The sequence below is a fragment of the Alteribacter populi genome (assembly GCF_002352765.1).
Lineage (GTDB): Bacteria > Bacillota > Bacilli > Bacillales > Salisediminibacteriaceae > Alteribacter > Alteribacter populi.
Genome location: NZ_KZ293963.1, coordinates 2,234,852 through 2,259,402, shown reverse-complemented (window position 1 = coordinate 2,259,402; position 24,551 = coordinate 2,234,852). Strand labels below are relative to the sequence as shown.

At 42.6% G+C, this 24,551-nt stretch carries 21 protein-coding genes; 20 read left to right on the top strand and 1 reads right to left on the bottom strand.

The window, feature by feature from the left end:
* Positions 1-256: 256 nt before the first annotated feature.
* The 12 genes from CDZ94_RS10985 (at position 257) to CDZ94_RS10930 (ending at position 15,992) form a co-directional block, all read left to right on the top strand.
* Positions 257-1,768: a S41 family peptidase gene (locus tag CDZ94_RS10985; RefSeq protein ID WP_096436983.1), complete on the top strand. Its 1,512-nt coding sequence runs from the start codon at positions 257-259 to the stop codon at positions 1,766-1,768.
* 244 nt (positions 1,769-2,012) lie between these two features.
* Positions 2,013-3,503, top strand: a complete 1,491-nt coding sequence (locus tag CDZ94_RS10980) for a hypothetical protein (protein ID WP_096436981.1) — start codon at positions 2,013-2,015, stop codon at positions 3,501-3,503.
* A 296-nt stretch (positions 3,504-3,799) separates the two neighbouring features.
* A complete protein-coding gene (uvrB, locus tag CDZ94_RS10975) occupies positions 3,800-5,800 on the top strand; it encodes an excinuclease ABC subunit UvrB (RefSeq protein WP_096436979.1) in 2,001 nt (666 codons plus the stop codon).
* Between the two features lie 8 nt (positions 5,801-5,808).
* Complete coding sequence (gene uvrA, locus CDZ94_RS10970) at positions 5,809-8,685, top strand: excinuclease ABC subunit UvrA (RefSeq protein ID WP_096436977.1); 2,877 nt, start codon at positions 5,809-5,811, stop codon at positions 8,683-8,685.
* Positions 8,686-9,153: 468 nt separating this feature from the next.
* On the top strand, positions 9,154-10,269 hold the full coding sequence (locus CDZ94_RS10965) for a DUF4097 family beta strand repeat-containing protein (RefSeq protein ID WP_096436975.1): 1,116 nt from the start codon (positions 9,154-9,156) through the stop codon (positions 10,267-10,269).
* Positions 10,270-10,542: 273 nt separating this feature from the next.
* Positions 10,543-10,740 carry a PspC domain-containing protein gene (locus tag CDZ94_RS10960; protein ID WP_096440762.1) on the top strand — a complete coding sequence of 66 codons (198 nt, stop codon included), beginning with the start codon at positions 10,543-10,545 and terminating at the stop codon, positions 10,738-10,740.
* Positions 10,740-11,096 (top strand): phage holin family protein, encoded by a 357-nt coding sequence (locus CDZ94_RS10955; protein WP_096436973.1) that lies wholly within the window; start codon positions 10,740-10,742, stop codon positions 11,094-11,096. Before CDZ94_RS10960 ends, CDZ94_RS10955 begins: the two co-directional genes overlap by 1 nt.
* Before the next feature lie 272 nt (positions 11,097-11,368).
* Positions 11,369-12,307, top strand: a complete 939-nt coding sequence (gene hprK, locus CDZ94_RS10950; RefSeq protein ID WP_096436971.1) for an HPr(Ser) kinase/phosphatase — start codon at positions 11,369-11,371, stop codon at positions 12,305-12,307.
* Between the two features lie 138 nt (positions 12,308-12,445).
* The gene (gene lgt, locus CDZ94_RS10945) at positions 12,446-13,330 is read left to right on the top strand and encodes a prolipoprotein diacylglyceryl transferase (RefSeq protein ID WP_096436969.1); all 885 of its coding nucleotides are present in this window, start codon (positions 12,446-12,448) and stop codon (positions 13,328-13,330) included.
* A 295-nt stretch (positions 13,331-13,625) separates the two neighbouring features.
* Positions 13,626-14,579 (top strand): nucleoside recognition domain-containing protein, encoded by a 954-nt coding sequence (locus CDZ94_RS10940; protein ID WP_096436967.1) that lies wholly within the window; start codon positions 13,626-13,628, stop codon positions 14,577-14,579.
* Between the two features lie 100 nt (positions 14,580-14,679).
* Positions 14,680-15,360 carry a pyrophosphatase PpaX gene (gene ppaX / locus CDZ94_RS10935; protein WP_245415727.1) on the top strand — a complete coding sequence of 227 codons (681 nt, stop codon included), beginning with the start codon at positions 14,680-14,682 and terminating at the stop codon, positions 15,358-15,360.
* Between the two features lie 62 nt (positions 15,361-15,422).
* Positions 15,423-15,992 (top strand): acyltransferase, encoded by a 570-nt coding sequence (locus CDZ94_RS10930; protein WP_096436965.1) that lies wholly within the window; start codon positions 15,423-15,425, stop codon positions 15,990-15,992.
* Between the two features lie 127 nt (positions 15,993-16,119).
* On the opposite strand, the gene cax is transcribed toward CDZ94_RS10930, so the two are convergent.
* Positions 16,120-17,175 (bottom strand): calcium/proton exchanger, encoded by a 1,056-nt coding sequence (gene cax / locus CDZ94_RS10925; protein WP_096436963.1) that lies wholly within the window; start codon positions 17,173-17,175, stop codon positions 16,120-16,122.
* 721 nt (positions 17,176-17,896) lie between these two features.
* Here cax and CDZ94_RS10920 point away from each other — a divergent pair.
* The 8 genes from CDZ94_RS10920 to hisIE are packed head-to-tail and all read left to right on the top strand — an operon-like array spanning position 17,897 to position 24,417.
* The gene (locus tag CDZ94_RS10920; RefSeq protein WP_096436961.1) at positions 17,897-19,096 is read left to right on the top strand and encodes an ATP phosphoribosyltransferase regulatory subunit; all 1,200 of its coding nucleotides are present in this window, start codon (positions 17,897-17,899) and stop codon (positions 19,094-19,096) included.
* Positions 19,097-19,142: 46 nt separating this feature from the next.
* Entirely contained in the window at positions 19,143-19,757 is a 615-nt protein-coding gene (hisG, locus tag CDZ94_RS10915) for an ATP phosphoribosyltransferase (protein WP_096440758.1), read from the top strand.
* 2 nt (positions 19,758-19,759) lie between these two features.
* On the top strand, positions 19,760-21,046 hold the full coding sequence (gene hisD, locus CDZ94_RS10910; RefSeq protein WP_096436959.1) for a histidinol dehydrogenase: 1,287 nt from the start codon (positions 19,760-19,762) through the stop codon (positions 21,044-21,046).
* On the top strand, positions 21,033-21,629 hold the full coding sequence (hisB, locus tag CDZ94_RS10905) for an imidazoleglycerol-phosphate dehydratase HisB (RefSeq protein WP_096436957.1): 597 nt from the start codon (positions 21,033-21,035) through the stop codon (positions 21,627-21,629). The genes hisD and hisB overlap by 14 nt, the downstream gene beginning before the upstream one ends.
* Positions 21,626-22,267 (top strand): imidazole glycerol phosphate synthase subunit HisH, encoded by a 642-nt coding sequence (gene hisH, locus CDZ94_RS10900; RefSeq protein ID WP_198520908.1) that lies wholly within the window; start codon positions 21,626-21,628, stop codon positions 22,265-22,267. Before hisB ends, hisH begins: the two co-directional genes overlap by 4 nt.
* Complete coding sequence (gene hisA, locus CDZ94_RS10895; RefSeq protein WP_096436953.1) at positions 22,267-23,004, top strand: 1-(5-phosphoribosyl)-5-[(5-phosphoribosylamino)methylideneamino]imidazole-4-carboxamide isomerase; 738 nt, start codon at positions 22,267-22,269, stop codon at positions 23,002-23,004. The genes hisH and hisA overlap by 1 nt, the downstream gene beginning before the upstream one ends.
* Positions 22,994-23,752 (top strand): imidazole glycerol phosphate synthase subunit HisF, encoded by a 759-nt coding sequence (gene hisF, locus CDZ94_RS10890; RefSeq protein ID WP_096436951.1) that lies wholly within the window; start codon positions 22,994-22,996, stop codon positions 23,750-23,752. The genes hisA and hisF overlap by 11 nt, the downstream gene beginning before the upstream one ends.
* A complete protein-coding gene (hisIE, locus tag CDZ94_RS10885) occupies positions 23,749-24,417 on the top strand; it encodes a bifunctional phosphoribosyl-AMP cyclohydrolase/phosphoribosyl-ATP diphosphatase HisIE (RefSeq protein ID WP_096436949.1) in 669 nt (222 codons plus the stop codon). The genes hisF and hisIE overlap by 4 nt, the downstream gene beginning before the upstream one ends.
* The last annotated feature ends 134 nt before the right edge of the window (positions 24,418-24,551 follow it).

Here is a 24,551-nt window from a genome sequence, read left to right as displayed (position 1 = left end):
TTCAGAAAGTATAAGACTACACCCGTTCGCCTCAAGGGGAAAGCATCCTTGAGACTTTAAAGCACACGGCGGTAGGATTGTATAGTGAGCTTTCTTCAATTTACAACATAGTAATTTAAATGAAGCGTAAGTTTTGATATGATAGAACAAACTTATTTTTTTATGAATGATTGGGTCATATATAGAAAACATTACTAGAATAAACGGGGGAGCATGATTCGAAAGTGGGACATGTAATCCATAGTGAGGTGAGGATATGAACATCAATAAAAAGTGGCTTCCGATTGTTATTGTGTTTTCACTACTGATCGGTGCGGGTGGAATGTTTGTTGGTCTTCAAATTGCCGACGGAATTCAAGCTCAGCCGGTACTGGAAGAAAATGAGGAACCACAAACGGCAACAGATCCATCTCATTCTGACGATGAAGCGTTGGAAGAAGCAGTGGAGACTTCTTCAAGTGCTAATTCTGAGGAGGAACTTGAAAAAATTCAAAAAACTTTCAACATGATTATGGATCGTTACGTTGAAGAGCAGGATGGAGATGTTCTCCTTGAAGGTGCGATCAATGGAATGTTAGAGAGTCTTGAAGATCCATATTCTGTTTACATGGATGAGGAAACAGCTAAAGAATTTATGGAATCCTTAGATTCATCATTCGAAGGGATCGGTGCCGAGGTAAGTATGACCAATGGCAAAGTTACCATTGTCGCTCCTTTTAGAGATTCGCCTGCTGAACAGGCGGGATTGCGTCCAAATGACCAGATTATTGAAATCGATGGTGAAGATATTGATGGGCTTTCCTTGTATGACGCAGTCCTTAAAATTAGGGGAGAGAAAGGGTCAACGGTTACGTTAACGGTAGAACGCCCTGGTGTAACGGATCCGCTGACTGTTGATGTGGTTCGTGACGAAATACCGATTGAAACGGTGACGAGTGACGTGATTGAAGAAGACGACAAAACGGTGGGACTTCTCGAAATTAATTCCTTCTCTGAGAATACTTCTATTCGGTTTGAAGAAGAGTTGGAAAACTTAGAGGAACAAGGAATCGATGGTCTGGTAATTGATGTGAGAGGAAACCCAGGAGGATTCTTACAAAGTGTAGAAGACATCGGGAATTTGCTAATTCCAAATGGGGAACCGATCGTGCAAATTGAAAATAGGGATGGCGAGCGAATTCGCCACATTTCTAATTTGAAGGATGAAAAAGAGTATCCAATTGCGGCGTTAATTAACGAAGGAAGTGCTTCGGCTTCTGAAATTCTTGCGGCTGCGTTAAAAGAAGCAGGCGGTCACCATGTAGTTGGAGAAACTACGTTTGGTAAGGGAACCGTTCAGCAAACTTTACAATTAGGTGATGGTAGCGAGTTGAAATTAACGTTATTTAAATGGCTTACCTCTGCTGGAAATGACATAAATGAGGTTGGTGTAGAGCCAACAGAAGAAATTCGTCAGCCAGACTATTTCTATGTCTCGCCTGTTCAAGCAGAAGAGCCACTTGAGTTCGATATGAATAGTGAGCAGATACAAAATGCTCAGCTTATGCTAGAAGGGTTGGGTTATGATCCTCAACGAACGGATGGGTACTTCAGTCGTGAAACAGAAGAGGCAGTTAAGAACTTCCAAGAAGATGAGGGGCATGATGTAACAGGGATAATCGATGAGGATATAGCTTGGGCTCTTCAAGATCGTGTCGTTGAACAGGTTCAAGACCGTGAAAATGATCGTCAACTTAAACATGCTATTGAATTATTAATAGAAGAATAAAGTACGGTAGGATCTGCTCTTGATTTCGAGAGCGGGTCCTTTTTTCTTAAAAGGTCCGCTCTTGTGATTCAGATGTAAGTTGATTAAAAGGGTACAGTGGCCTGAAATTTAAGACATTTTCATTTCATTAAAGAAAAAAGGGTGTCCTTTTACCGCTTTTCCATTAAAATAAAAGGAGAATACTTTGTACGGAATACATTGAAAAGTAAAGTATATTTTTGACTTTGGAATCGGGAGGGCAACTATGGAAGTTGTGTTATGGGAATTACTTCAAGGCATTGGCCGTTTTTTTCTATATCCACTTGTCTATCTTTTTATTTTGGTTGGCATTTGGTTTGGTGTTCGTAGAGTAAAAAGAGAAAGACGGGATTTTCATACTCGGATATATGATGTATTAGAGGAACTTACATACCCGCTTGGAATTGGACTTATCTTCGGATTAGTGTTATCGGTAGCGATGGTTGCTCTAGGTGTAGCTGTGCCGCTCGGAATGTTTTTACTTATGACTGTGATTTGGTTTGCGATGATTCCATTTCGTAGCAGTCGCTGGTTGAGCTTTTCATTTGTCGGTAGTGCCGCACTCATTATTGCTTATTTTTTACCTTCAAGTGGGACAGGCGTTGTCTGGATTGATTCGAGGCTCATGGAAATATCACAAATGAACTCGGTTAGTTTTGTTTGGTTCTTAGCGCTTGTGGTATTTGCTGAGGCATTTCTTATATTAATTAATGGCAAGAATCGTTCCACATCAGCACTTGTGGAAAGCAGACGAGGTAAAATTGTCGGTCGTCATGAGGTGAATCGTGTCTGGCTTGCTCCGACTTTATTACTTTTGCCTGCAGGAGGAATTGCAGCTACTGGAATTGGAGCATGGCCGTTTGCAAATACAGTAGTAGGCATTCCAACTGAAACCGTCGGATTTATGCTGTTTCCTGTGATTTTAGGTTTCCACGCGATAGTACAAACAGATGATCCTAAAGAAGGGTTTAGACGATTAGGTGGCCGAGTTATGGCACTAAGTATTTTAGTCGCTGCAATCGCAGGTGCTGCCTATCTATTTGATTTTCTTACAATCCTGGCTGCAGCAACGGTGATCCTGGGCCGAGAAGGAATCTTTTGGTTCCATAGTAGAGGTGAGAAAAAGAAAAATAGCATGTACATCAATCAGAAGCAAGGATTAATTGTATTGGGCGTTATCCCTCATTCAATCGGGGATAAAATGGGCATACGTGTCGGAGAAATGATTATGAAAGCGAACGGGAAGTTTGTGAATTCACAAATAGAATTGTACGAAGCACTTCAAAATAAGGCTGCTTTTTGTAAACTAGAGGTTGTGGATCATCAAGGTGAAAAACGGTTTGCGCAATCATCAGTCTATCAAGGAGACCACTATCAATTAGGGCTGTTATTTGTACCGGATGATGAAGTAGGAAACCTCTCCGGTAAAGGACTTCGCTACTCCCTTATCGTCCAAAAAGACCGTGAAACCGTCTTAGGTGACTCTCCTGATTCGACCGATTCTTTAAATACAGAGGAAGAAGTAGCTGCTGTAGAGGAAAACTATGAAGGTGTTAAAGTCTCCGGTGAATACGAAACAGGTGAAGAAAGTACAAATTTATCAGAGAGTGGGACAGAAATTACGCAGGCGGATGGTTTGAAATCAGCTATGAAAAATGGTGAAAAAAGCTCAGAGCTTTCACACACAGAACAGGTAAAGAAAGATAACACAAATTAAATATAAGATAGAGGACCTTTAATAGGTCTTCTTTTTTTGTGCGACGGGCAGTCGCACCTAAAGTTCAGGGGACTGTCCCCGTACAATTTAAAAACATATGTTCGTATATTTTGGTTTTTTGAATGATATTTGTGGTATAATGATGAAGATAGGTTAAGAATGGGTAAGGGAGTAATATTATCCAAATATTTGAATGTATGATGGGCGTTATTTTAAATTAGAATTTTCTTTAATTTGATGTTTTTAACTTGATATAGAGTCTTTGCAGAAATGGAAAAGTGAAGGAGGTCATTGTGGTGAGTGAGGAACAAAATACATTTCAATTAGTTTCTAAATATGAACCCCAAGGAGATCAGCCGAAAGCAATTGAACAGTTGACTGAAGGAATTCATAAAGGAAAGAAGTTCCAAACCCTTTTAGGGGCGACGGGTACGGGGAAAACGTTCACTGTGTCGAATGTGATCCAACAGGTGAACAAACCAACACTCGTCATCGCTCATAATAAAACATTAGCTGGGCAATTATACAGCGAGTTTAAAGAATTTTTCCCGAACAATGCTGTCGAATACTTCGTTAGTTACTACGATTATTATCAACCAGAGGCCTACATTCCCCAATCTGATACTTTTATTGAAAAAGATGCAAGTATTAATGATGAAATCGATAAATTACGCCACTCTGCAACGAGTGCTTTAATTGAACGAAATGATGTGATTATCGTTGCCAGTGTTTCGTGTATTTATGGTTTAGGTTCGCCAACGGAATATAGGGAGCTAGTTGTGTCGCTCCGGGTTGGTATGGAAATAGAGCGAAACAACCTACTTCGCAATTTGGTTGACGTTCAATATGAGCGGAATGATATTAACTTTACACGTGGTACGTTTAGAGTTCGTGGAGATGTTGTAGAAATTTTTCCTGCCTCTAGAGATGAACATTGTATGAGAGTTGAGTTTTTCGGCGATGAGATTGACCGAATTACAGAGGTTGATGCTTTGACGGGTGAAGTTCTTGGCGAGCGAAATCATGTAGCGATTTTTCCGGCTTCTCACTTCGTTACTCGGGAAGAAAAGTTAAAAAAAGCGATAGTGAATATAGAGAAGGAGCTTGAAGAAACGCTGAAAGTACTCCATGAAAAAGGAAAGCTTCTCGAAGCCCAGCGTTTGGAGCAAAGAACACGTTATGATATCGAAATGATGCAGGAAATGGGCTTTTGTTCAGGCATTGAAAACTATTCGCGACACTTGACCTTCCGGGAAGCAGGAGCGACTCCCTATACGTTGATGGACTTTTTCCCTGATGATTCTTTACTTATCGTAGATGAATCTCACGTCACGCTGCCTCAAGTACGTGGGATGTACAATGGCGATCAGGCGCGTAAAGGGGTGTTAGTTGATCACGGCTTTAGACTTCCTTCAGCAAAAGATAACCGTCCGTTAAAATTTGGAGAATTTGAAAAGCACATAGATCAGGCGGTATTTGTGTCTGCTACACCAGGGCCGTACGAACTCGAGCACTGTCCTATAATGGTAGAGCAAATTATCCGTCCAACGGGGCTTTTGGATCCTTCAGTGGACATTCGACCGATTGAAGGTCAAATTGACGATTTGATTGAAGAAATCCGCTTAAGACGTGAGCGCAACGAACGTGTGCTTGTCACAACATTAACGAAGAAAATGTCCGAGGATTTAACGAACTACTTTAAAGAACTTGGAGTTCGTGTAAAGTACCTCCATTCTGATATTAAAACGCTTGAACGAATTCAGATTATCCGTGATTTAAGGCGAGGGGAATTCGATGTACTTGTCGGTATTAACTTACTTCGTGAAGGGCTCGACATCCCCGAAGTATCGCTTGTGGCTATATTGGACGCAGACAAAGAAGGGTTTCTTCGTGCAGAACGTTCATTGATTCAGACGATGGGACGCGCCGCTCGAAATGCGAATGGGCATGTGATTATGTACGCGGATAAAATGACGAAATCAATGGAAATTGCCATTGAAGAAACAAAACGTCGCCGAACAGTTCAAAAAGAGTTTAATGAGAAACACGGGATCACGCCACAAACGATCCAAAAGGATATCCCTGAACTCATTCAAGCGACTTATGCAGCCGAGGAAGGCGAGAGCTATGGAGATAAAGGTGCAGCCATACCTCCACAACAAAAGATGAGCAAAAAAGAGCGAGAAAAAGTGATCGAACGAATGGATACAGAAATGAAGGACGCGGCAAAAGCGCTCGATTTCGAGCGAGCCGCCGAACTGCGTGATGTGATTATTGAATTGAAAGCGGAAGGGTGAGAACGTACATGGCATTAGAAAACATCGTTATTAAGGGGGCACGCTCCCATAATTTAAAGGGAGTCGACGTGACGATTCCTCGTGATAAACTCGTTGTTTTTACCGGGTTATCCGGCTCCGGGAAATCCTCACTGGCCTTTGACACCATTTATGCAGAAGGTCAACGTCGTTATGTAGAATCTCTTTCTGCTTATGCACGTCAGTTTCTTGGACAAATGGATAAACCAGATGTCGATGCGATTGAAGGTCTTTCCCCCGCAATCTCGATTGACCAAAAAACAACGAGTCGGAATCCGCGCTCGACAGTAGGTACAGTGACTGAAATCTATGATTATTTACGACTCTTATTTGCCCGGGTTGGAAAGCCTGTTTGTCCTAATCATGGCATTGAAATCAGTTCTCAAACGGTACAGCAAATGGCTGATCGAATGCTGGCTTATCCCGATCGTACAAAAATGCAGATTTTAGCACCGGTAGTCTCAGGAAGAAAAGGTACTCATGCCAAAGTAATTGAAGACATTAAAAAACAAGGCTATGTTCGCGTCCGTATTAACGGTGAGATGCGGGAAGCGGCGGAAGAAATTGAACTTGAAAAAAATAAAAAACATAACATTGAAGTTGTGATTGACCGGATTGTTATAAAAGAGGGGATTGACTCACGGCTGGCTGATTCTTTGGAAGCAGCACTTCATATAGCGGATGGGCGTGTAGTGGTCGATGTAATTGGAGAAGAGGAGCTTCTTTTTAGCCAGAAACATGCATGTCCACATTGTGGATTTTCTATTGGTGAACTAGAGCCTCGTATGTTTTCATTTAACAGCCCATTCGGTGCTTGTTCATCTTGTGACGGATTGGGAAGCAAGCTTGAAGTTGACCTCGATCTTGTCGTTCCAGATTGGAGCCGTTCACTGAAGGAACATGCAATTGCCCCTTGGGAACCAACCAGTTCACAATACTACCCTGAGCTTTTGCGCAGCGTGTGTGAACATTTCGGCATCGACATGGATGCTCCTGTTGAGCAGCTGCCAAAGCAGCAAATGGATAAAGTGCTCTATGGAAGTGGGAAAGAAAAAATATACTTCCGTTATGAAAATGAATTTGGCAATGTGCGTGAGAAAGAAATTTATTTTGAAGGCGTCATTCATAACATTTCTCGCAGATATCATGAGACAGGCTCTGATTATATTCGCGAACAAATGGTAGGGTATATGACACAAAAACCTTGTCCGGCATGTAAAGGGAATCGTTTACGTAAAGAAAGTCTCAGCGTGCTAATTGGCGGAAAACATGTCGGAGAAGTAACGGACTACTCCGTAAAAGATGCGAAAGTGTTTTTTGAGAACCTTGAGCTTTCCGAAAAAGACATGACGATTGCTAAAATGATTTTACGTGAAATTGAGGAGCGACTCGGATTTTTAATTAATGTTGGATTAGAATACTTAACGTTGTCTCGTCCGGCGGGTACTTTGTCAGGTGGTGAAGCACAGCGGATTCGCTTAGCTACCCAAATTGGGTCAGCTTTGATGGGTGTATTATATATTCTCGATGAACCTTCGATAGGACTGCACCAACGTGACAATGATCGTCTGATTCGCACCTTAGAAAGAATGCGGGATTTAGGGAACACACTGATTGTAGTAGAACATGATGAAGATACGATGCTCGCGGCAGATCATATTATTGATATTGGTCCTGGTGCTGGGGCACACGGCGGTCAAATTACGTCTGAAGGTTCACCGGCAGAAATTATGGACGATGGTGAATCGTTGACGGGCCAATATTTATCCGGGAAAAAGTTCATTCCTCTTCCGGTCAATAGAAGAAAGTCCGATGGCCGACTGATCTCGATAAAAGGAGCAACAGAAAACAACCTGAAGAATACGTCAATTGATATTCCTCTAGGAATATTTGTAGCAGTCACCGGTGTGTCGGGATCAGGTAAAAGTACAATGATCAATGATATTTTGTATAAGTCTCTTGCTCAAAAATTAACAACAGCAAAAAATAAACCTGGTGCTCATAAACAAATGAAAGGCATTGAACATCTGGAGAAAGTAGTAGACATTGACCAGTCTCCAATAGGTCGAACCCCGAGGTCGAATGCAGCTACATATACAGGTGTTTTTGATGACATTCGTGATGTGTTTGCGATGACAAATGAAGCGAAGGTCCGCGGCTATAAAAAAGGTCGATTCAGTTTCAACGTAAAGGGAGGTCGTTGTGAAGCATGTCGTGGGGATGGCATTATTAAAATTGAGATGCACTTTCTCCCTGATGTGTACGTTCCTTGTGAAGAGTGTGACGGAAAACGCTACAACAGGGAAACGTTAGATGTGAAGTATAAAGGAAAAACAATTGCGGATGTCTTAGCAATGACTGTGGAAGATGCGGTGGCATTCTTTGAGAATATCCCGAAAATTAAACGAAAAGTTCAGACACTATATGATGTGGGGCTCGGGTACATGACGCTTGGGCAGCCGGCTACAACATTATCCGGTGGAGAAGCACAGCGCGTGAAGCTTGCATCACAATTACACCGTCGTTCAAACGGTAGGACACTGTACATTCTCGACGAGCCTACAACAGGACTCCACGTCCATGATATTGACCGATTGTTAAAAGTATTGCAGAGGTTGGTGGAAAATGGTGATACGGTCTTAGTGATCGAGCATAATTTAGACGTGATTAAAACCGTTGACCACATTATCGACCTCGGGCCTGAAGGCGGAGATAAAGGCGGAAAGCTTGTCGCGAGTGGAACTCCGGAAAAAGTAGCTGGTGTAGAAGGTTCGTATACCGGAAATTATTTAAAGCCGATCCTCGAAAGAGACCGTAAGCGGATGGAGGAGCGGATGAAATCAAAAGAATCGGTGACGAGTGGGTAAATTCGGTTCAACTTTGAATTAATGTAAAGTTTGATCACAAAAATAAATGTGAAATTTGACCGGTGACTAGCTTATGCAGTCACCGGTCTTTTCTTTTTCTGGAAGAAGGTTGAAATTGTGCGGGGACAGTCCCCCGACAATTTATTCGGGGGACTGTTGCCTGGAAGTTTTAGGATTTTTTAATAGTTAGGAAAGTATGAAGTTCCACGCTTCAATGTCTAGCTCCAGCGCCTAGCATTACTTCGTGAATAAGCTGCGGGTTCTCTCGGCGGATACACATCGGAGCATGCCTAGCAGAGGAAGAGACAGCTACGAGGTCACTTTCGCCTTTTTTGGTGATAAGTCAAGTTTCCTATGACGCACGACGCCAAGGCGCTTGCGTTTTTCTTTTCTGAAACTTTTTCTTTTTAGTTTCGTACATTCATATTAAGATCATAGTAGATAATATTTTTTGGAGGAGGTTTATTCATGCAAGAAGAACGTAAGATGATTTTAAAGATGATTGAAGATGGGAAGATTTCTACTGATGAAGGTTTACAGCTTTTGAATGCATTGAAGGAAAATGATAAAACGACAACTCCAGATACGGAGGAGGAACCTTCCGTATCTGATTCTCCTACACGAGCAGTATCTAAAGATGTAGATTGGAGAAATGCTCAAGGCTACCGTGGGAAAGAGAGGCAGAATTCTTTTGCGAGTCGTTTTACAGACTTTGTAGAAGACGCTGTTCAAAAAATTAAAGAGTTTGACCTAGACTTTAATTTTGGGTCGTCAGTTGAGATTGAACATATTTTTCAGCATACAAATGCTTCTGTGCAGGATGTCGACGTGTCAGTTGAAAATGGCAGTGTCACTTTTCGTCCCTGGGAAGAAAAGGATATTCGCGTAGAGTGCAATGTGAAAGTGTATAAAGTCAAAGATGCTGATGAAGCAAGACGTTTTTTCCTTGATGAAGTTATTTTTGATCTAAAGGAAAACAAACTAAAATTGAAGTCACCGTCAAAATCAATGAAAGTAAATACGATTATTTATATACCAAAGGCTGATTTAAACAGAGTGAAGCTATATGCTTTTAACGGTAAAGTGAGTGGCGAATCTGTTGAAGCGTCGACATTTGAAGTCCAAACAGTAAATGGACGGGTTGGCTTTGAAAAAATTGAAGGTAAAGATGTTCGCCTGGAAACAGTGAACGGTACAATCTCTGTTAGTAAGCTTTCTGTGGAACATTGTGATGCAAAAACAGTCAATGGGACGATTGCTATAAGCACTTCTGAAGGTGTAGTCGATGTTGAAACACTCAACGGAACAATCAACTATACGTTGCTTGAACCGAAGGCGTCAAGGGCTTATTTTAAAACAACTACTGGCAGTGTGGTTGTAAATGTTCCTAATGATGTGAAAGTTGAAGGGGATTTAAAAACGACGGTTGGCGGTATAAATTGCGACCTTCCGAAGCTTACCGTTATTGATGAAAAGAAAGACTGGGCGAACAAGCAGATGTCGTTTTTAGCAAATAAGGAAGCGACAACTTCTTTTTACGTGGAAGCAGAGGCAACAACTGGCTCAATTACGATAAAAAATTAAGACGACGTTCCTTTAGTAAAGGTTATAATCTTACTGTATAAGGTCAAGTGGAGTCTTTTGCATTCTTATTAAACCAGCAGCTCGTTTGAGTTATGACAAATCCGGGTAAAAAATTCGCGATAGGCTACATTAAAATGGACAAGAAATGGAGAAAGTTCAGTTCGCTAAAATATGAGAAGCAGGATGAGGGTGAACCTCTCTTTAAATGACACTATAATGCATTTTAAAGGTTATGAAAATTTACTAGTACATCATGAAGGGAGCGTGTGGAAAATGAAACGCTTATACCGAACTGTACATGATCGAAAGCTTGCCGGTGTTTGCGGCGGAATAGGAGCGTATTTTAACATCGATCCAACGGTTGTACGGATTATTGCGATTATCGCATTGATTTTTGGGAATGTTGCGACTGCCTTGGCTTATATTATCGGAGTATTTGTGATTCCGAATGAAACGGAAGTGAACCGTTAATGGGGTGGCTGCTGCAAATTCTTGTCAATGCAGCCGTACTTCTTATCATCTCCGGTTTCTTTTCCGGATTTGAAGTGGAGGGTTTTACAGCGGCACTTCTAGCCAGCTTTATCTTGGCTATCGTCAATTTTGTTGTAAAGCCTATCCTTGTCGTGTTAACACTGCCAATTACGATCCTATCACTTGGGTTATTTTTATTTGTGATCAATGCGATCACGTTAATGCTGACGCAAGCTTTGATGGGGAACTCATTTAACATTGATGGATTTGGCTTGGCCATTGTTGCAGCGATCATTTTTGCCATTTTAAGTGCCATCATCCATACCTTTATTGTAGATCCGATTACAAAAAGGTAGGAAATAGCTTATCACAAGAACCGTTGGTGAGTGTTCTCGCCAACGATTTTTTTGTTCACAAAATTGTGCGGGGACTGTCCCCCGAACTTTTTGTCGGGGGACAGTCCCCTGAACTTCTGATTGGTTTTTAGTTGTGATAAAATGAGAGGGTTAATAAATTTAGTTTCGAAATGGTTGCGCATAATGGAGTGGGGAGACCTTCATTTTATTGGGTAAGATTTATGCATTTGTGAATAATGGTGGTAGGTAGAGCATAGGAGGTTTTTGTACTCATGGCGAAAGTAACAGCAAAAGAATTGATTGAAGAATTTGATCTCGAGCTTGTAAATGAGAATGATGACATTGTTTTCCGAGCAATTACGACTAGCGATATTTCAAGGCCAGGTATGGAGATGGCAGGCTATTTTACGTATTATCCTGCCAAACGTATACAGTTATTAGGGAAAACGGAGATGACGTTTTTTAGTCAATTATCGGATGAGGATAAGAAAGACCGGATGGACAGGCTTTCTACATATGATACACCGGGTATCATCCTTTCTCGAGATATGGAAGCACCGCCAGAATTAATTAATGCGGCAAATGAAGTAGGAGTACCTATTCTTATTTCAAAAATAACAACTACTAGATTGAGTTCACAGCTTACAACCTATTTAGAAACGCAACTAGCACCAATGACAGCGATCCATGGTGTGTTGATTGATATTTATGGCATTGGTGTGATGATTACCGGATCAAGTGGTGTGGGTAAAAGTGAAACAGCTTTAGACTTGGTAAGACGAGGGCATCGGCTTGTTGCAGACGATTCGGTGGAAATTAAACAAGAGCATGACGGTGTATTAGTCGGATCTGCTCCTGATCTAATAAAACACCTTCTTGAAATTCGTGGACTCGGCATTATTAATGTGATGACGTTGTTTGGTGCGGGAGCAGTGCGAAACTACAAGAGAATCGGCTTAGTGATCCATTTAGAGTTATGGGATCAAAAGAAACAATATGACCGACTCGGACTTGATGAAGAAAAGATGAAAATATTTGATACAGAAATACCGAAAATAACGGTTCCGGTACGTCCAGGACGGAACCTAGCTGTTATTATTGAAGTGGCGGCAATGAATTTTCGCTTGAAACGTATGGGCATTAACGCAGCTCAGCAGTTTACCGAACGATTGAATGATGTCATTGAAGATGGAGATAAAGAGGAGTACTAAAGGGAAGAATAGTGCATGTTCAAATTGGAGGAAATCTAAGCTTATGGATTAAACGACGACATTTCGAAAATATTCGTAGGCTATGGTTCTTGACTTTTTTGAACAACCTCTAATAGATAAAAAAACGAGGTGGGAAACATGGTAGGAACAATTCAACCATTAAATCCGGTTGCTCTTGAGTTGGGGCCGATTACGATCTATTGGTATGGGCTATTGATCGCTTTCGGAGCTTTTCTTGGGTATCTTTTAGTGAACAGTGAGGCGAAGAAACGAGGCTTGCCGAAAGATATGTTCGCTGATCTTTTATTAATTGCTCTTCCCGTTGCAATCATATCGGCAAGGCTTTATTACGTCATTTTCCGGTGGGATTATTACGCTCAAAACCCTGGTCAAATCATTGCGATTTGGGAAGGAGGATTGGCCATTCATGGTGGCCTTATTGGGGCAGCGATTGTCGTCCTTGTATTTGCAAAAAAACGTGGGTTATCATTTTGGAAAATAATGGACATTGCGGCGCCGGGTATTTTATTAGGCCAAGCAATGGGGCGTTGGGGAAATTTTATGAACCAGGAAGCCCATGGCGGCGAGGTTTCCAGACAGTTCTTAGAAAATTTAATGCTGCCTGAGTTTATTATTAATCAAATGTATATTAACGGTGCTTATTACCACCCGACGTTTTTGTATGAGTCCCTGTGGAGCTTTCTAGGGATAGCCTTGTTACTATACTTGCGTCGCGTCAATTTACGTCGAGGGGAAATGTTCCTTTTCTATGTGATCTGGTATTCTTTCGCCCGCTTTTTCATCGAGGGACTTCGTACAGACAGTTTAATGATTTTTGACCTCTTAAGGACAGCGCAAGTGATGTCACTTGTTCTTATTGTTGGAGCTGTGGTGGTTTTAATTTACCGCCGAAAACAAGGGCTAGCTGAAAAGCGCTACTTGGATGAGGAAGACACACGGTCTCCTAGTAAAAAGAAAGCAGGACCTAGCGGCAACCGTAATAAAAAGAAGAAGAAAAAATAGTATGGTAAAAGCAAAGCGTCAGGAGATTCACCTCTGGCGCCTTATTTTATTTTTAGAGAGTGCCAGATAATGAAATGCTACTTGTTTTAAGCAGCCCATTGTATTCTTTAAGAATAACGTTTATTGTGATAATGTTAAGTGAGACGAAAGATCATGTATATTAACAAGAGAGTCCATTAAGCTTGGGGAAAATTGCGGTAAATTTCTCTGATCTTTTTGGCCTCCTTTTTGATCACAAATTAAATGGTTCATTTAGAATATAAGTTGAACGGTGAGAGTGGGATGGGGGAAACATATGCTTACAACTTTGAAAAAAGGCTTGAAAGTGGGCTTGATGACGACTTGGACGTTGGGAAAAATCATTTTTCCGATCACATTAATTGTGACGATTCTCAGTCATACGCCGGTGATGGATTGGCTTGTTCGATTACTGGCACCTCTAATGAGTGTGATTGGGTTATCGGGGGAAGCGGCGATCCCTCTAGTCTTAGGGAACGTCCTTAACTTGTATGCAGCCATTGGAGCTATTCTCACGATGGAATTGACAGTAAAAGAAGTATTTATTTTAGCTGTCATGCTTTCATTTTCTCATAATCTTTTTGTAGAATCGGCTGTAGCGAAACAAGTTGGGTTAAAGGTATGGGTCGTCCTTCTTGTGAGGATTGGGCTTGCACTTGCTTCAGCTTGGGTTATTCATCTTGTTTGGCAAGGTGGAGGAGAAACAGCCACATATGGTTTAGTTTCGGGTCCATCTCAAGAAGAGATTACGGGTATGGGACCAATCTTATTGCAAGGTATGGAAAGTGCTGTGCTCGGGATTGTTCAATTGGCTGCCATTGTCATACCAATTATGATTTTTGTTCAAGTAATGAAAGATCTAAAGTGGCTCGATGTGTTTTCAAAATGGATGCGTCCTTTTACTAAAGTATTAGGAGTCAATGAGAATACATCGACTACCTTAGCGTCAGGGCTGGCATTCGGTTTAGCTTATGGAGCTGGGGTGATGATTCAGGCAGTGAAAGAAGACGGTGTAAAAAAGAAAGACCTCTACCTCGTCTTTATCTTTCTAGTTGCCTGTCACGCTGTCGTTGAAGATACGCTCATCTTCGCACCACTCGGAATCCCACTATGGCCACTCCTTCTTATCAGACTTGTGACCGCGATTCTTCTCACGGTAACAGTCGCCTTTATTTGGAACCGGATTGAGAAGAAAGAAGCTAGCAACGAAGCATACTCGGAAAACGTTTAAAAATGTTTCAGAGGACTAATGTTCAGGGGACTGTCCCCCAAACTTTTTGTGCGGGGACAGTCCCCGCACAATTTTGAATGTGAGAGGATGATTAACAGAGATGAGTAAAAACAAGTATGAAACAATGGAAAGTGTTGATACGATATTATTTGATTTAGACGGTACGTTGATCAACACGATTGACTTGATTGTGGCATCTTTTATGCATACGATGGAAAAGTATTATCCTGGAGAATACGAGGAGAAAGACGTTGTTCACTTTATTGGTCCTCCATTATCGGAAACATTTGAAAAGCTTGATTCACAACGGATCGATGAAATGACTAAAACGTACCGGGCATTTAATCATGAAAAGCATGAGGAGCTGGTTAGTGAATATGAAGGTGTGTATGAAACAGTTGAGACGTTGAGCAAGCAGGGATATAAGCTTGCAATTGTGACTACGAAGCGTAGTGATACGGCGATTAAAGGCTTGAAGCTGATGGGGTTAGATCAGTTTTTTGAAGTGGTAGTTGCGCTGGATCATGTTGAGCAGTACAAGCCTCACCCGGAGCCTTTGGAAAAAGCACTCAATCAATTAGGGAGTTTGCCAGAAAAGGCCATGATGATCGGAGACAGTCAGCATGATATTTTAGGTGGGAAAAACGCGGGTACTAAAACTGCCGGTGTTGCTTGGTCAATTAAGGGTAGAGAGTACTTGGAAAGCTTTGAACCTGATGTCATGCTCGACTCAATGAAAGATTTATTAGCGGTTTTAGGTGTGCAAACAAAACAGCAATAAAAGGCGCATAGTGAAAATTCCATTAATTATAGGAAAGAATGAAAACATGAGGAGCGAAACCCATGAGGAAAACGACTCGTTACCCAGTTAAAACAGCTAATTCCCTTTGGCACGTATATAAAACTGTTCCTTTTTTTAAAGTTGTAAAGAATTTTATTGTGATTCAACTGGCACGGTATACACCATTTCTCGGGATGAAAAACTCGCTATACCGTACATTTTTGGGGATGGATGTAGGGAAGGAAACGAGTGTCGCTCTCATGGTCATGCTCGATGTCATGTTCCCGGAAAAAATAAAGATTGGCAGGAATACGGTCATTGGTTATAATACGACAATTCTCGCTCATGAATATTTGATTAAAGAGTATCGCTTAGGGGAAGTGGATATTGGCGACAACGTTTTAATTGGTGCTAACTCTACAATTCTTCCTGGGGTGAAAATTGGAGACGGTGCTGTCATTGGGGCTGCAACTCTGGTTCATAAAGACGTTCCCGCGGGTGCTTTCGTAGGTGGAAATCCAATGAAGCTTATCAAAACAAAGGAACAACGAGAAGCTGAGGAACCTGCCGCAAATATTGACGAAGATCAACAAAAAGCCTCAAGCGATCCAACGAATAACAATAAATCATAAAATAATCTCAAGTCGGTTTCGCAAAGAAGAATGAATCGAACCTTCCGCGAAACCGGCTTTTTTTGTGTCCAGAAATTGTACGGGGACAGCCCCCGAACAAATTGTCGGGGGACTGTCCCCGTACAATTTATAAGAGATAAAAGCCTATTCCCATGATTAGATAAGCAGCTAGTAATGTTGCGCCTTCAAACCAGTTGGTGTCGCCATCGTTGATAATGACAATGGCTAATAGAGCAGCAAGGACCATGGATATGAGCTCTTGAGCTGAAAAAACGAGGGCCATGGGGTTCCCTAATACAAATGAAAGGAGTACAAGTACGGGCAGGACAAACATGGCGATTTGTATACTTGATCCGATCGCAATTTCAATAGAGACGTTTATTTTATTCAGATAGGCCATATATACTGCAGACGCGTTTTCGGCAGCGTTTCCGATAATGGCGATTAAGATGACCCCGATGAAGAGCTCACTTAAGCCAAAAGTGGCCGTCACGGTTTCGAACGTCCCTACGAGGTTTTCGCTCACGTAGGCAACTCCAACAGTTGAACCTGCCAATACTCCGATTGATTTCTTCTTGCTCCATTCTGCCTCTTCTTTATCCTCGGATTCTTCATCAACAGGGTACGCACCTCGTTGTGAAAACAAGCGGAAATAAATCCCCGCAATGTAAAGCAAAATTAAGATGATCGCAATGGCGATGCTTAAGATCATACCATCTTGACCAACCCCATCCATATTAAATATCCGTGGGAACACAAACGCCACAATAATTCCGAACATGAGTAGTCCGACGTGAAAGCGAGCATCGTATATATTAAACTTTTGACGTTGGTGCATGACTCCACCTATAAAAAAAGATAGCCCAGCTACTAATAGAAGGTTCCCGATAATCGCCCCGGTCATGGATGCTAATACGATTGTCACGAAACCGGCTTTTAAGGAAAAAATAGAGATAATAAGCTCTACCGCGTTCCCGAACGTAGCATTTAAAATGCCGCCAATACGTGAGCCAACGTGTATGGAGACACTATCTGTTGCACGTCCCATATAAACAGCCAGTCCGACAATGGTCAAAGCACATAATGCAAAAAGCAAATTCACATTCCAACCAAGCCAGTCCCCTAATCCAACAAGGGGGATCCCCCCACCAACTAATATTCTTGGAATCCAGTTAAATAACATTTGAAAAACGCCTCCTGATTGGATTTGTTTTTATTGTGTCTGATATTGGAGAAAACAAACGTGAAGACTAAAAGAGATTGTTCAAAAACTACGGGAGAATAGCTGCAAAGGGAAATGTACAAGGTCTCCGATCCATGGGAAGTGTGTTCTCTACATGTCTTTTCCTTTACATACTAAGCAAAGTAAAAAGTCCACCGAGACAGCCCCGGAGTGATGGCAGCGAATTCTTGCTTTTGAATCGCATTTGGTCTTTTGGTGATGGAATCTGGTCAAACTGGGTAGTTTCTGGTTTACCGAGTTGGAACAGGTCATTTGGGAATGGGATCTATTCAAAATGGAGTGAGATCTGGTCATTCAGATGCTGGATTTGGTCTAACGAGAATTAAATCTAGTCAAAATGGTGATGTTTCTGGTCTTCCGAGATGGATCTAGTCTTCTAAAAGTAGATCTGATCTTTACGGAATACAGAACGTTAAGAAAAAACACACAAATCAGTTGACGCTCACCTTAATCCCTTGTAGACTACTATTTATAACTTTATTACGACATTACATTAGTGAACTAAAGTAGAAGCTCACAAATGAAACATGACTCGACAAACGAACACAAAAACCTTCTTTTTTTTGAAAAAATTCAGGGGACAGTCCCCGCACAATTTTGTGAACAAAAGTTCGGGGGACAGTCCCCGTAACTTTTAGAACTGGTAAAGGTGTGAGATGAGATGACGAAGCCATTTATGTTTGAGAAGCCGATGGGGATGAGAGATACCTTGCCGGAGCTTTACACTTTGAAGCAGCAGGTGAGGGGGACGATTGCTGGAGAGGTGAGGCGGTGGGGGTATGCGCCGATTGATACACCAACGCTTGAGTTTTACGATACGATTGGTTCGGCGTCGGCAACATCGGATACGCAGCTGTTTAAGCTTTTGGATCAACAGGGGGATACACTCGTTCTTAGGCCTGATATGACGGCACCGATTGCGCGGATTGCGGCGTCGACACTTCAAGAAATCCAGCGTCCATTGCGTCTTATGTATGATGCTAACGTGTTTCGCGCTCAGCAGCGTGAAGGTGGCAAGCCTGCTGAATTCGAACAGGTTGGGGTTGAACTCATTGGAGATGGGACGTCGAGCGCAGATGGGGAAGTGATTGCCCTCATGATTGCAGCACTTAAAAACACAGGCCTCACTGATTTTAAAGTAGCCATTGGTCACATTGGATATGTTAATACACTTCTAATTGAAATTCTTGGTAACGAGGAACGGGCTGGGACGTTTCGGAGGTACTTATATGAAAAGAATTACGTCGGTTTTAAAATGGAGCTGGAAAAACTTCCGTTATCGTCAATCGACCGACGTAGGTTAACGGATCTTCTAAATTTACGAGGCGGCTTCGAAGTTTTAAGTCATGCCGAACACCTTATCGAATCAGAGAGAGGCCGACGTTCTCTTGCTGACATGTATAAGCTTGTCGATGTACTCAAAGCTTACGACTTGGAAGATCACGTGATTATTGATCTAAATTTAGTCATGCATATGAGCTATTATACGGGAACTGTTTTTGAAGCTTACAGTGATGAACTCGGTTTTCCGCTCGGTGGTGGAGGGCGGTATGATGAACTTCTCTCTAAATTTTACCGACCGGAACCGGCGACCGGTTTTGCGATCCGGCTTGACCTTCTCACGGAAGCGCTTGGGAAAACAAAGGAAGAAGTGACTGTGAGTCACTGTATCATATACAGTAATGAACGCCGTAAAGAAGCAATGACTGAAGCAGCAAAGGTAAGAAGTATGGGCAAATCTGTCATTATGCAGGATGTAAATGGCATTGCTGATCTTGACGAATATACCTCTCAATTTGACGAAGTGAATTACTTAATTGGAAAAAACGGTAAGAAGGCTGGAGGTGCGCAAATTGACTAACCTAAACCGTGCCAGTCAAGCTCAAAACGGCATACTTACAGTAGCCATGCCGAAAGGACGTATTTTTGAAGAAGCGGTGTCTCTTCTTCGCGAAGCAGGGTACAATTTACCGCCGGAATTTGAAGATTCGAGAAAGCTCATTATTGATGTACCAGAAGCAGGGATGCGGTTTATTTTATCTAAGCCGACAGATGTACCAACGTATGTGGAACATGGGGTAGCTGATGTTGGTGTGGCAGGGAAAGATGTGCTGATCGAAGAAAAACGCGATGTTTACGAAGTCCTTGATTTAAAAATCAGCGCTTGCTACATGGCAGTTGCCGCATTACCATCATACGATTCAAAAGCTGATATCGCACCGAAAATCGCGACGAAGTACCCTCATTTAGCTGCAGGGTATTTCCGTGAACAAGGGGAGCAAGTTGAAATTATTAAATTGAACGGATCTATAGAGCTGGCGCCACTCGTAGGATTAGCCGATCGCATTGTCGATATTGTTTCTACAGGGCGGACGTTGAAAGAAAACGGACTTATAGAAACTGAGACAATGATGACAATCACTTCTCGTTTTATCGTTAACCCTGTCAGCTATAGAATGAAAGCAACGCAAATTGACTTGATGGTTGAGAGGTTGGCGGAAGTCATAGAAGGGGGGAGATAGTCATGAAGATCACTGAATATTCCGAGGACATAAGCTTAAAGCGTACGATTGATCAAGGTACAGGGGAACAGCGCCGAGTGGTTGAAAATATTTTAGCGGATGTAAAAAAAGACGGAGACGATTCTTTATTCTGGCTAACTAAAAAATTTGACGGAGCAGTGTTAAAAAGCTTGAAAGTAACAGAGGAGGAAATCTCCGATGCATACGAAAACGTCGACAAAAAAACGTTGGCTATTATTCGTGAAGCCAAACATAACATCATCCGCTTTCACGAACGTCAACGGCGTCAATCGTGGATGACGACTGAACCAGATGGCACGATCCTTGGGCAAAAAATAACCCCGCTTGATGCGGTCGGTGTGTATGTCCCTGGTGGTCGAGCTGCCTACCCATCAACGATCCTTATGAATGTGGTTCCCGCTCTCGTAGCTGGGGTGGAGCGTATTGCCATGGTATCGCCGCCACAAGCAGACGGGCGTCTAAATGATGTGGTGCTTGTTACAGCAAATGAATTAGGTGTAAAGGAAATTTATAAAGTCGGTGGTGCACAAGCTGTTGGGGCTCTCGCTTATGGAACAAATACAATCCGTCCAGTCGATAAAATTGTCGGTCCAGGGAACATATATGTAGCTCTTGCTAAACAGCTTGTGTACGGAACTGTAGATATTGATATGTTTGCTGGACCAAGTGAAATTGTCATCTTAGCTGATGAAACAGCCAAGCCTCATTACGTAGCGGCGGATTTGTTGTCACAAGCTGAACACGACCCGATGGCATCTGCAGTGCTAGTAACGACTAGTCGAGATCTAGCAGAACAAGTGAGTGACGAAGTTGACAAACAAGTAGCTACTTTACCGAAAAGAGAAATTGCCGTAGCCTCTATTCGCGATTTTGGTGCAATTTATTTAACTAGATCATTGGCTGAAGCAGTAGACGCTGTCAACGAACTGGCTCCAGAACACCTTGAAGTCATAACGGGGGCTCCATTTGAACTCCTCGGGAAAATTCGCCATGCAGGTGCGATATTTTTAGGGGAAAATAGTTCAGAACCAGTGGGTGATTATTTTGCTGGCCCGAACCACGTATTACCAACAAATGGGACGGCCCGGTTTTCAAGCCCGCTTAATGTAGATGATTTTACAAAGAAATCGAGTATCCTTTCTTATAGTCAAACGGCCGCACGAGCAAACGGTGCGAAAATTGCTGCTTTTGCTCGTTTAGAAGGGTTAGAAGCACATGCCCGTTCAGTAGAACAACGTCTGGAGGATCATAAAAATGACAACGACTAATCGCAACGCTATCAAAAAAAGAAACACAAACGAAACACAGATCGATCTTTCTATCGCAGTCGACGGTGATGGGAAGTCTACATTAGAAACTGGTGTGCCTTTTTTAACACATATGCTGGACCTTTTTAGTCGTCATGGGTTGTTTGATCTTAGTATTCAGGCTCAAGGCGATACGGAAATTGACGATCATCATACGACTGAGGATATTGGAATCGTGTTAGGAGAAGCGCTCAAGGAAGCATTGGGCGATAAAAAAGGGATTCGCCGATACGGAAACGCTTTTGTCCCAATGGACGAAGCGCTCGCCCAAGTAGTCGTTGACCTAAGTAACCGCCCGCACCTCGAGTTTCGGGCTGAATTTCCAAGTGAGAAAGTCGGCACCTTTGATACAGAACTTGTTCATGAATTTCTTTGGAAGCTTGCTCTTGAAGCGCGAATAAATTTACACGTGATTGTTCACTACGGGCATAACACACATCACATTATTGAAGCGATTTTTAAAGCGTTAGGGCGTGCACTAGATGAAGCGACCCAGCTAGATCCACGTGTAAAAGGGATTCCGTCAACGAAAGGACGATTATAGTCATGATCGCCATTATTGATTATGGAATGGGAAATTTGCATAGTGTTTCAAAAGCGTTGGAACGACTTGAGTACCCTTATTTTATTTCTGGAAACCGAGAAGAACTTGTTAAAGCTCAGGGGCTTATTTTACCCGGTGTTGGTTCATTTCGTGATGGCATGAAGGAATTAGAGGATGCAGGTCTTATTGATTTTATCCGCTCATGGACTGCTCAAAACCGCCCGTTACTTGGGATTTGTCTCGGGATGCAGCTTTTATTTGAAGAAAGCGAAGAGAACGGGATAACTTCAGGTCTCTCTCTTCTTGAAGGTCGCGTGGAAAAAATGACTGGGGTTTCTCACACTGGCGAGCGCTACAAAGTCCCGCATATGGGTTGGAACGCGCTAAGTTTTGAACAGCGTAATCATCCGATTCTCCACAAAGTGTCTAAAGGTCATGTTTATTTTGTTCATTCGTATGCTGTGAAAGTGACAAATCATGAAGACCTTGTGGCAACTGCTGATTATTTTGGAGTCGTCCCTGCTGTTGTTGCTAAAAACAACGTATGGGGTACGCAATTTCACCCAGAAAAGAGTAGCACAGTAGGGATTGGCATGCTTCAAAATTTTGCTGATTACGTGGAAGGGGCGAGAGTGTAATGTTTACAATTTATCCGGCTATTGATATGCGTGATGGGAAGTGTGTTCGTCTTATCCAGGGAGATTATGATCAGGAAACCGTTTACGGCGATTCTCCTTTTGATATGGCTGCTACTTTTGCACAGGATGGGGCAAGTTGGGTCCACATGGTTGATTTAGACGGTGCAAAAGAAGGCGAGCCTGTAAACCATGCTCACGTTATTCGTGCAGCCGAAGAGTTGAATGTACGTATTCAAGTTGGTGGAGGGATCCGGACAGAGAAATCTGCCGCTGCATATTTAGATTATGGAATCGACCGCATCATTCTTGGAAGTTCGGCGATATCTGATCCTACCTTTGTGCAAAATCTACTTCGTACCTACGGTGGTGACCGAATTGTTATTGGGATCGATGCTCGCGATGGCTATGTGGCGACGCACGGCTGGCTAACGACATCTACAGTAAAAGCTGAAGATTTGGCTCAAGAACTAATTACTCACGGGGCGAAAAGGTTTGTGATGACGGACATTTCTCGAGATGGTATGCTCAGTGGTCCCAACGTGGATGCGATTGCAAATTTAGCTGAGCAGACCGGGAGAAAAGTGATTGCTTCTGGTGGTGTGAGCGAATTACCGGACCTCAAACGTTTAAAGCAGAAAGCTCACCTTGGTGTAGAAGGAGCGATCGTTGGAAAGGCCTTGTATGAAGGGCGATTTACCCTGAAACAAGCGCTCGCGGAGGTGACTAATGCTTACTAAACGAATTATCCCTTGTTTAGATGTGAAAGAAGGTAGGGTTGTTAAGGGAGTTCAATTCGTTGATCTTCGAGATGCCGGTGATCCGGTTGAACTGGCGGCTTTTTATGACGAGGAAGGGGCGGATGAACTCGTATTTTTAGACATTAGTGCCTCTCATGAAGGTCGGGAAACGATGGTTGATGTCATTGAAGAGGTTGCCGGTGAGCTAGCGATTCCGTTTACTGTTGGCGGTGGGATTAATACGTTGGCTGATATGAAACGGATCTTGCGTGCAGGTGCAGACAAAGTGTCGTTAAATACAGCAGCTATTAATCGACCAGAGCTTATCCAAGAAGGTGCTGATTACTTTGGATCTCAGTGTATTGTCGTTGCAATCGATGCTCAGTGGGACGAAGAAATGGGCTCTTGGCGTGTCTACACTCACGGTGGGCGAAATGCAACGAAGCTAAATGCCGTTGACTGGGCAAAAAAAGCAGTAGAGTTAGGAGCAGGGGAAATTTTACTTACGAGTATGGACATGGACGGAGCTAAATCAGGCTTCCATCTTACGTTAACGAGTGCAATAAGTGAAGCTGTCACAGTACCTGTAATTGCTTCAGGTGGTGCTGGGAAAAAAGAACATTTTTTTGATGCTTTTACAAAAGGAAGAGCTGACGCGGCATTAGCGGCTTCGATTTTTCATTATAAAGAAACGAGTGTTGCTGAAGTGAAAGGTTGGTTGAAGGAAAGGGGGCTGAACATCCGGTGAATAGTGCAGAGTTAACGTTTGATGATCAGGGACTGATACCGGCAATTGTTCAAGATGCTGTGACGAAAGAGGTTCTGACGCTTGCTTATATGAGTGAGGAATCACTTGAAAAAAGTATTGAGACGAAGCAGACGTGGTTTTATAGCCGCTCTCGGCAGGAGCTCTGGCATAAAGGAGCAACTTCCGGTAATACGCAATCGATTTACGACATCATTTTTGACTGTGACAAAGATGCCCTCGTCGTCCTTGTTGAAACTGATGGACCGGCCTGTCATCGCGGCACAGAGAGTTGCTTTACGACATCGTTACTATCAGGGGTGGAAGTAGAGGGGGGCGAAGAAGTAGCTGCGTCAGTACGCCGAGAGCGCTTTGCGATCATTGAAGAACTTGAACGAACGATTGCGCAGCGTGAGAAAGAACGGCCAGAAGGATCCTACACGTCTTATTTGTTCGATGAAGGTGTAGATAAAATTCTTAAAAAAGTCGGAGAAGAAGCATCAGAAGTCATTATCGCTTCTAAAAACCGTTCTAAAGAGGAGTTGACATGGGAAACTGCGGACCTCTTGTATCATCTTCTCGTATTATTAGAGGAACAAAAACTTCCGCTAGACAACATTCTCGAGCGATTAGAAAATCGGTTCGGAAAAAAACATTTAAAAGAATAGCAGTAACGAAAAGCGGTCCACCCAAAATGGACCGCTTTTGTTGTGCCTTTTTGTGGTGCCTGACCCCCGCCACTGTACAGTATTAACGCAGTGGGGGTCAGGCACCAAATCACTGGCACGAAATCACTAAAATT

Excerpts from the sequence above, each read along its gene's own strand:
- CDZ94_RS10940 (WP_096436967.1), top strand. The coding sequence starts at position 13,626 with ATGCTTACAACTTTGAAAAAAGGCTTGAAAGTGGGCTTGATGACGACT.
- uvrA (WP_096436977.1), top strand. The coding sequence starts at position 5,809 with ATGGCATTAGAAAACATCGTTATTAAGGGGGCACGCTCCCATAATTTA.
- CDZ94_RS10955 (WP_096436973.1), top strand. The coding sequence starts at position 10,740 with ATGGGGTGGCTGCTGCAAATTCTTGTCAATGCAGCCGTACTTCTTATC.
- ppaX (WP_245415727.1), top strand. The coding sequence starts at position 14,680 with ATGAGTAAAAACAAGTATGAAACAATGGAAAGTGTTGATACGATATTA.
- hisB (WP_096436957.1), top strand. The coding sequence starts at position 21,033 with ATGACAACGACTAATCGCAACGCTATCAAAAAAAGAAACACAAACGAA.
- CDZ94_RS10965 (WP_096436975.1), top strand. The coding sequence starts at position 9,154 with ATGCAAGAAGAACGTAAGATGATTTTAAAGATGATTGAAGATGGGAAG.
- hprK (WP_096436971.1), top strand. The coding sequence starts at position 11,369 with ATGGCGAAAGTAACAGCAAAAGAATTGATTGAAGAATTTGATCTCGAG.
- CDZ94_RS10920 (WP_096436961.1), top strand. The coding sequence starts at position 17,897 with ATGACGAAGCCATTTATGTTTGAGAAGCCGATGGGGATGAGAGATACC.
- lgt (WP_096436969.1), top strand. The coding sequence starts at position 12,446 with ATGGTAGGAACAATTCAACCATTAAATCCGGTTGCTCTTGAGTTGGGG.
- CDZ94_RS10980 (WP_096436981.1), top strand. The coding sequence starts at position 2,013 with ATGGAAGTTGTGTTATGGGAATTACTTCAAGGCATTGGCCGTTTTTTT.
- CDZ94_RS10960 (WP_096440762.1), top strand. The coding sequence starts at position 10,543 with ATGAAACGCTTATACCGAACTGTACATGATCGAAAGCTTGCCGGTGTT.
- CDZ94_RS10930 (WP_096436965.1), top strand. The coding sequence starts at position 15,423 with ATGAGGAAAACGACTCGTTACCCAGTTAAAACAGCTAATTCCCTTTGG.
- hisD (WP_096436959.1), top strand. The coding sequence starts at position 19,760 with ATGAAGATCACTGAATATTCCGAGGACATAAGCTTAAAGCGTACGATT.
- CDZ94_RS10985 (WP_096436983.1), top strand. The coding sequence starts at position 257 with ATGAACATCAATAAAAAGTGGCTTCCGATTGTTATTGTGTTTTCACTA.
- hisA (WP_096436953.1), top strand. The coding sequence starts at position 22,267 with ATGTTTACAATTTATCCGGCTATTGATATGCGTGATGGGAAGTGTGTT.
- hisG (WP_096440758.1), top strand. The coding sequence starts at position 19,143 with ATGCCGAAAGGACGTATTTTTGAAGAAGCGGTGTCTCTTCTTCGCGAA.
- hisF (WP_096436951.1), top strand. The coding sequence starts at position 22,994 with ATGCTTACTAAACGAATTATCCCTTGTTTAGATGTGAAAGAAGGTAGG.
- cax (WP_096436963.1), bottom strand. The coding sequence starts at position 17,175 with ATGTTATTTAACTGGATTCCAAGAATATTAGTTGGTGGGGGGATCCCC.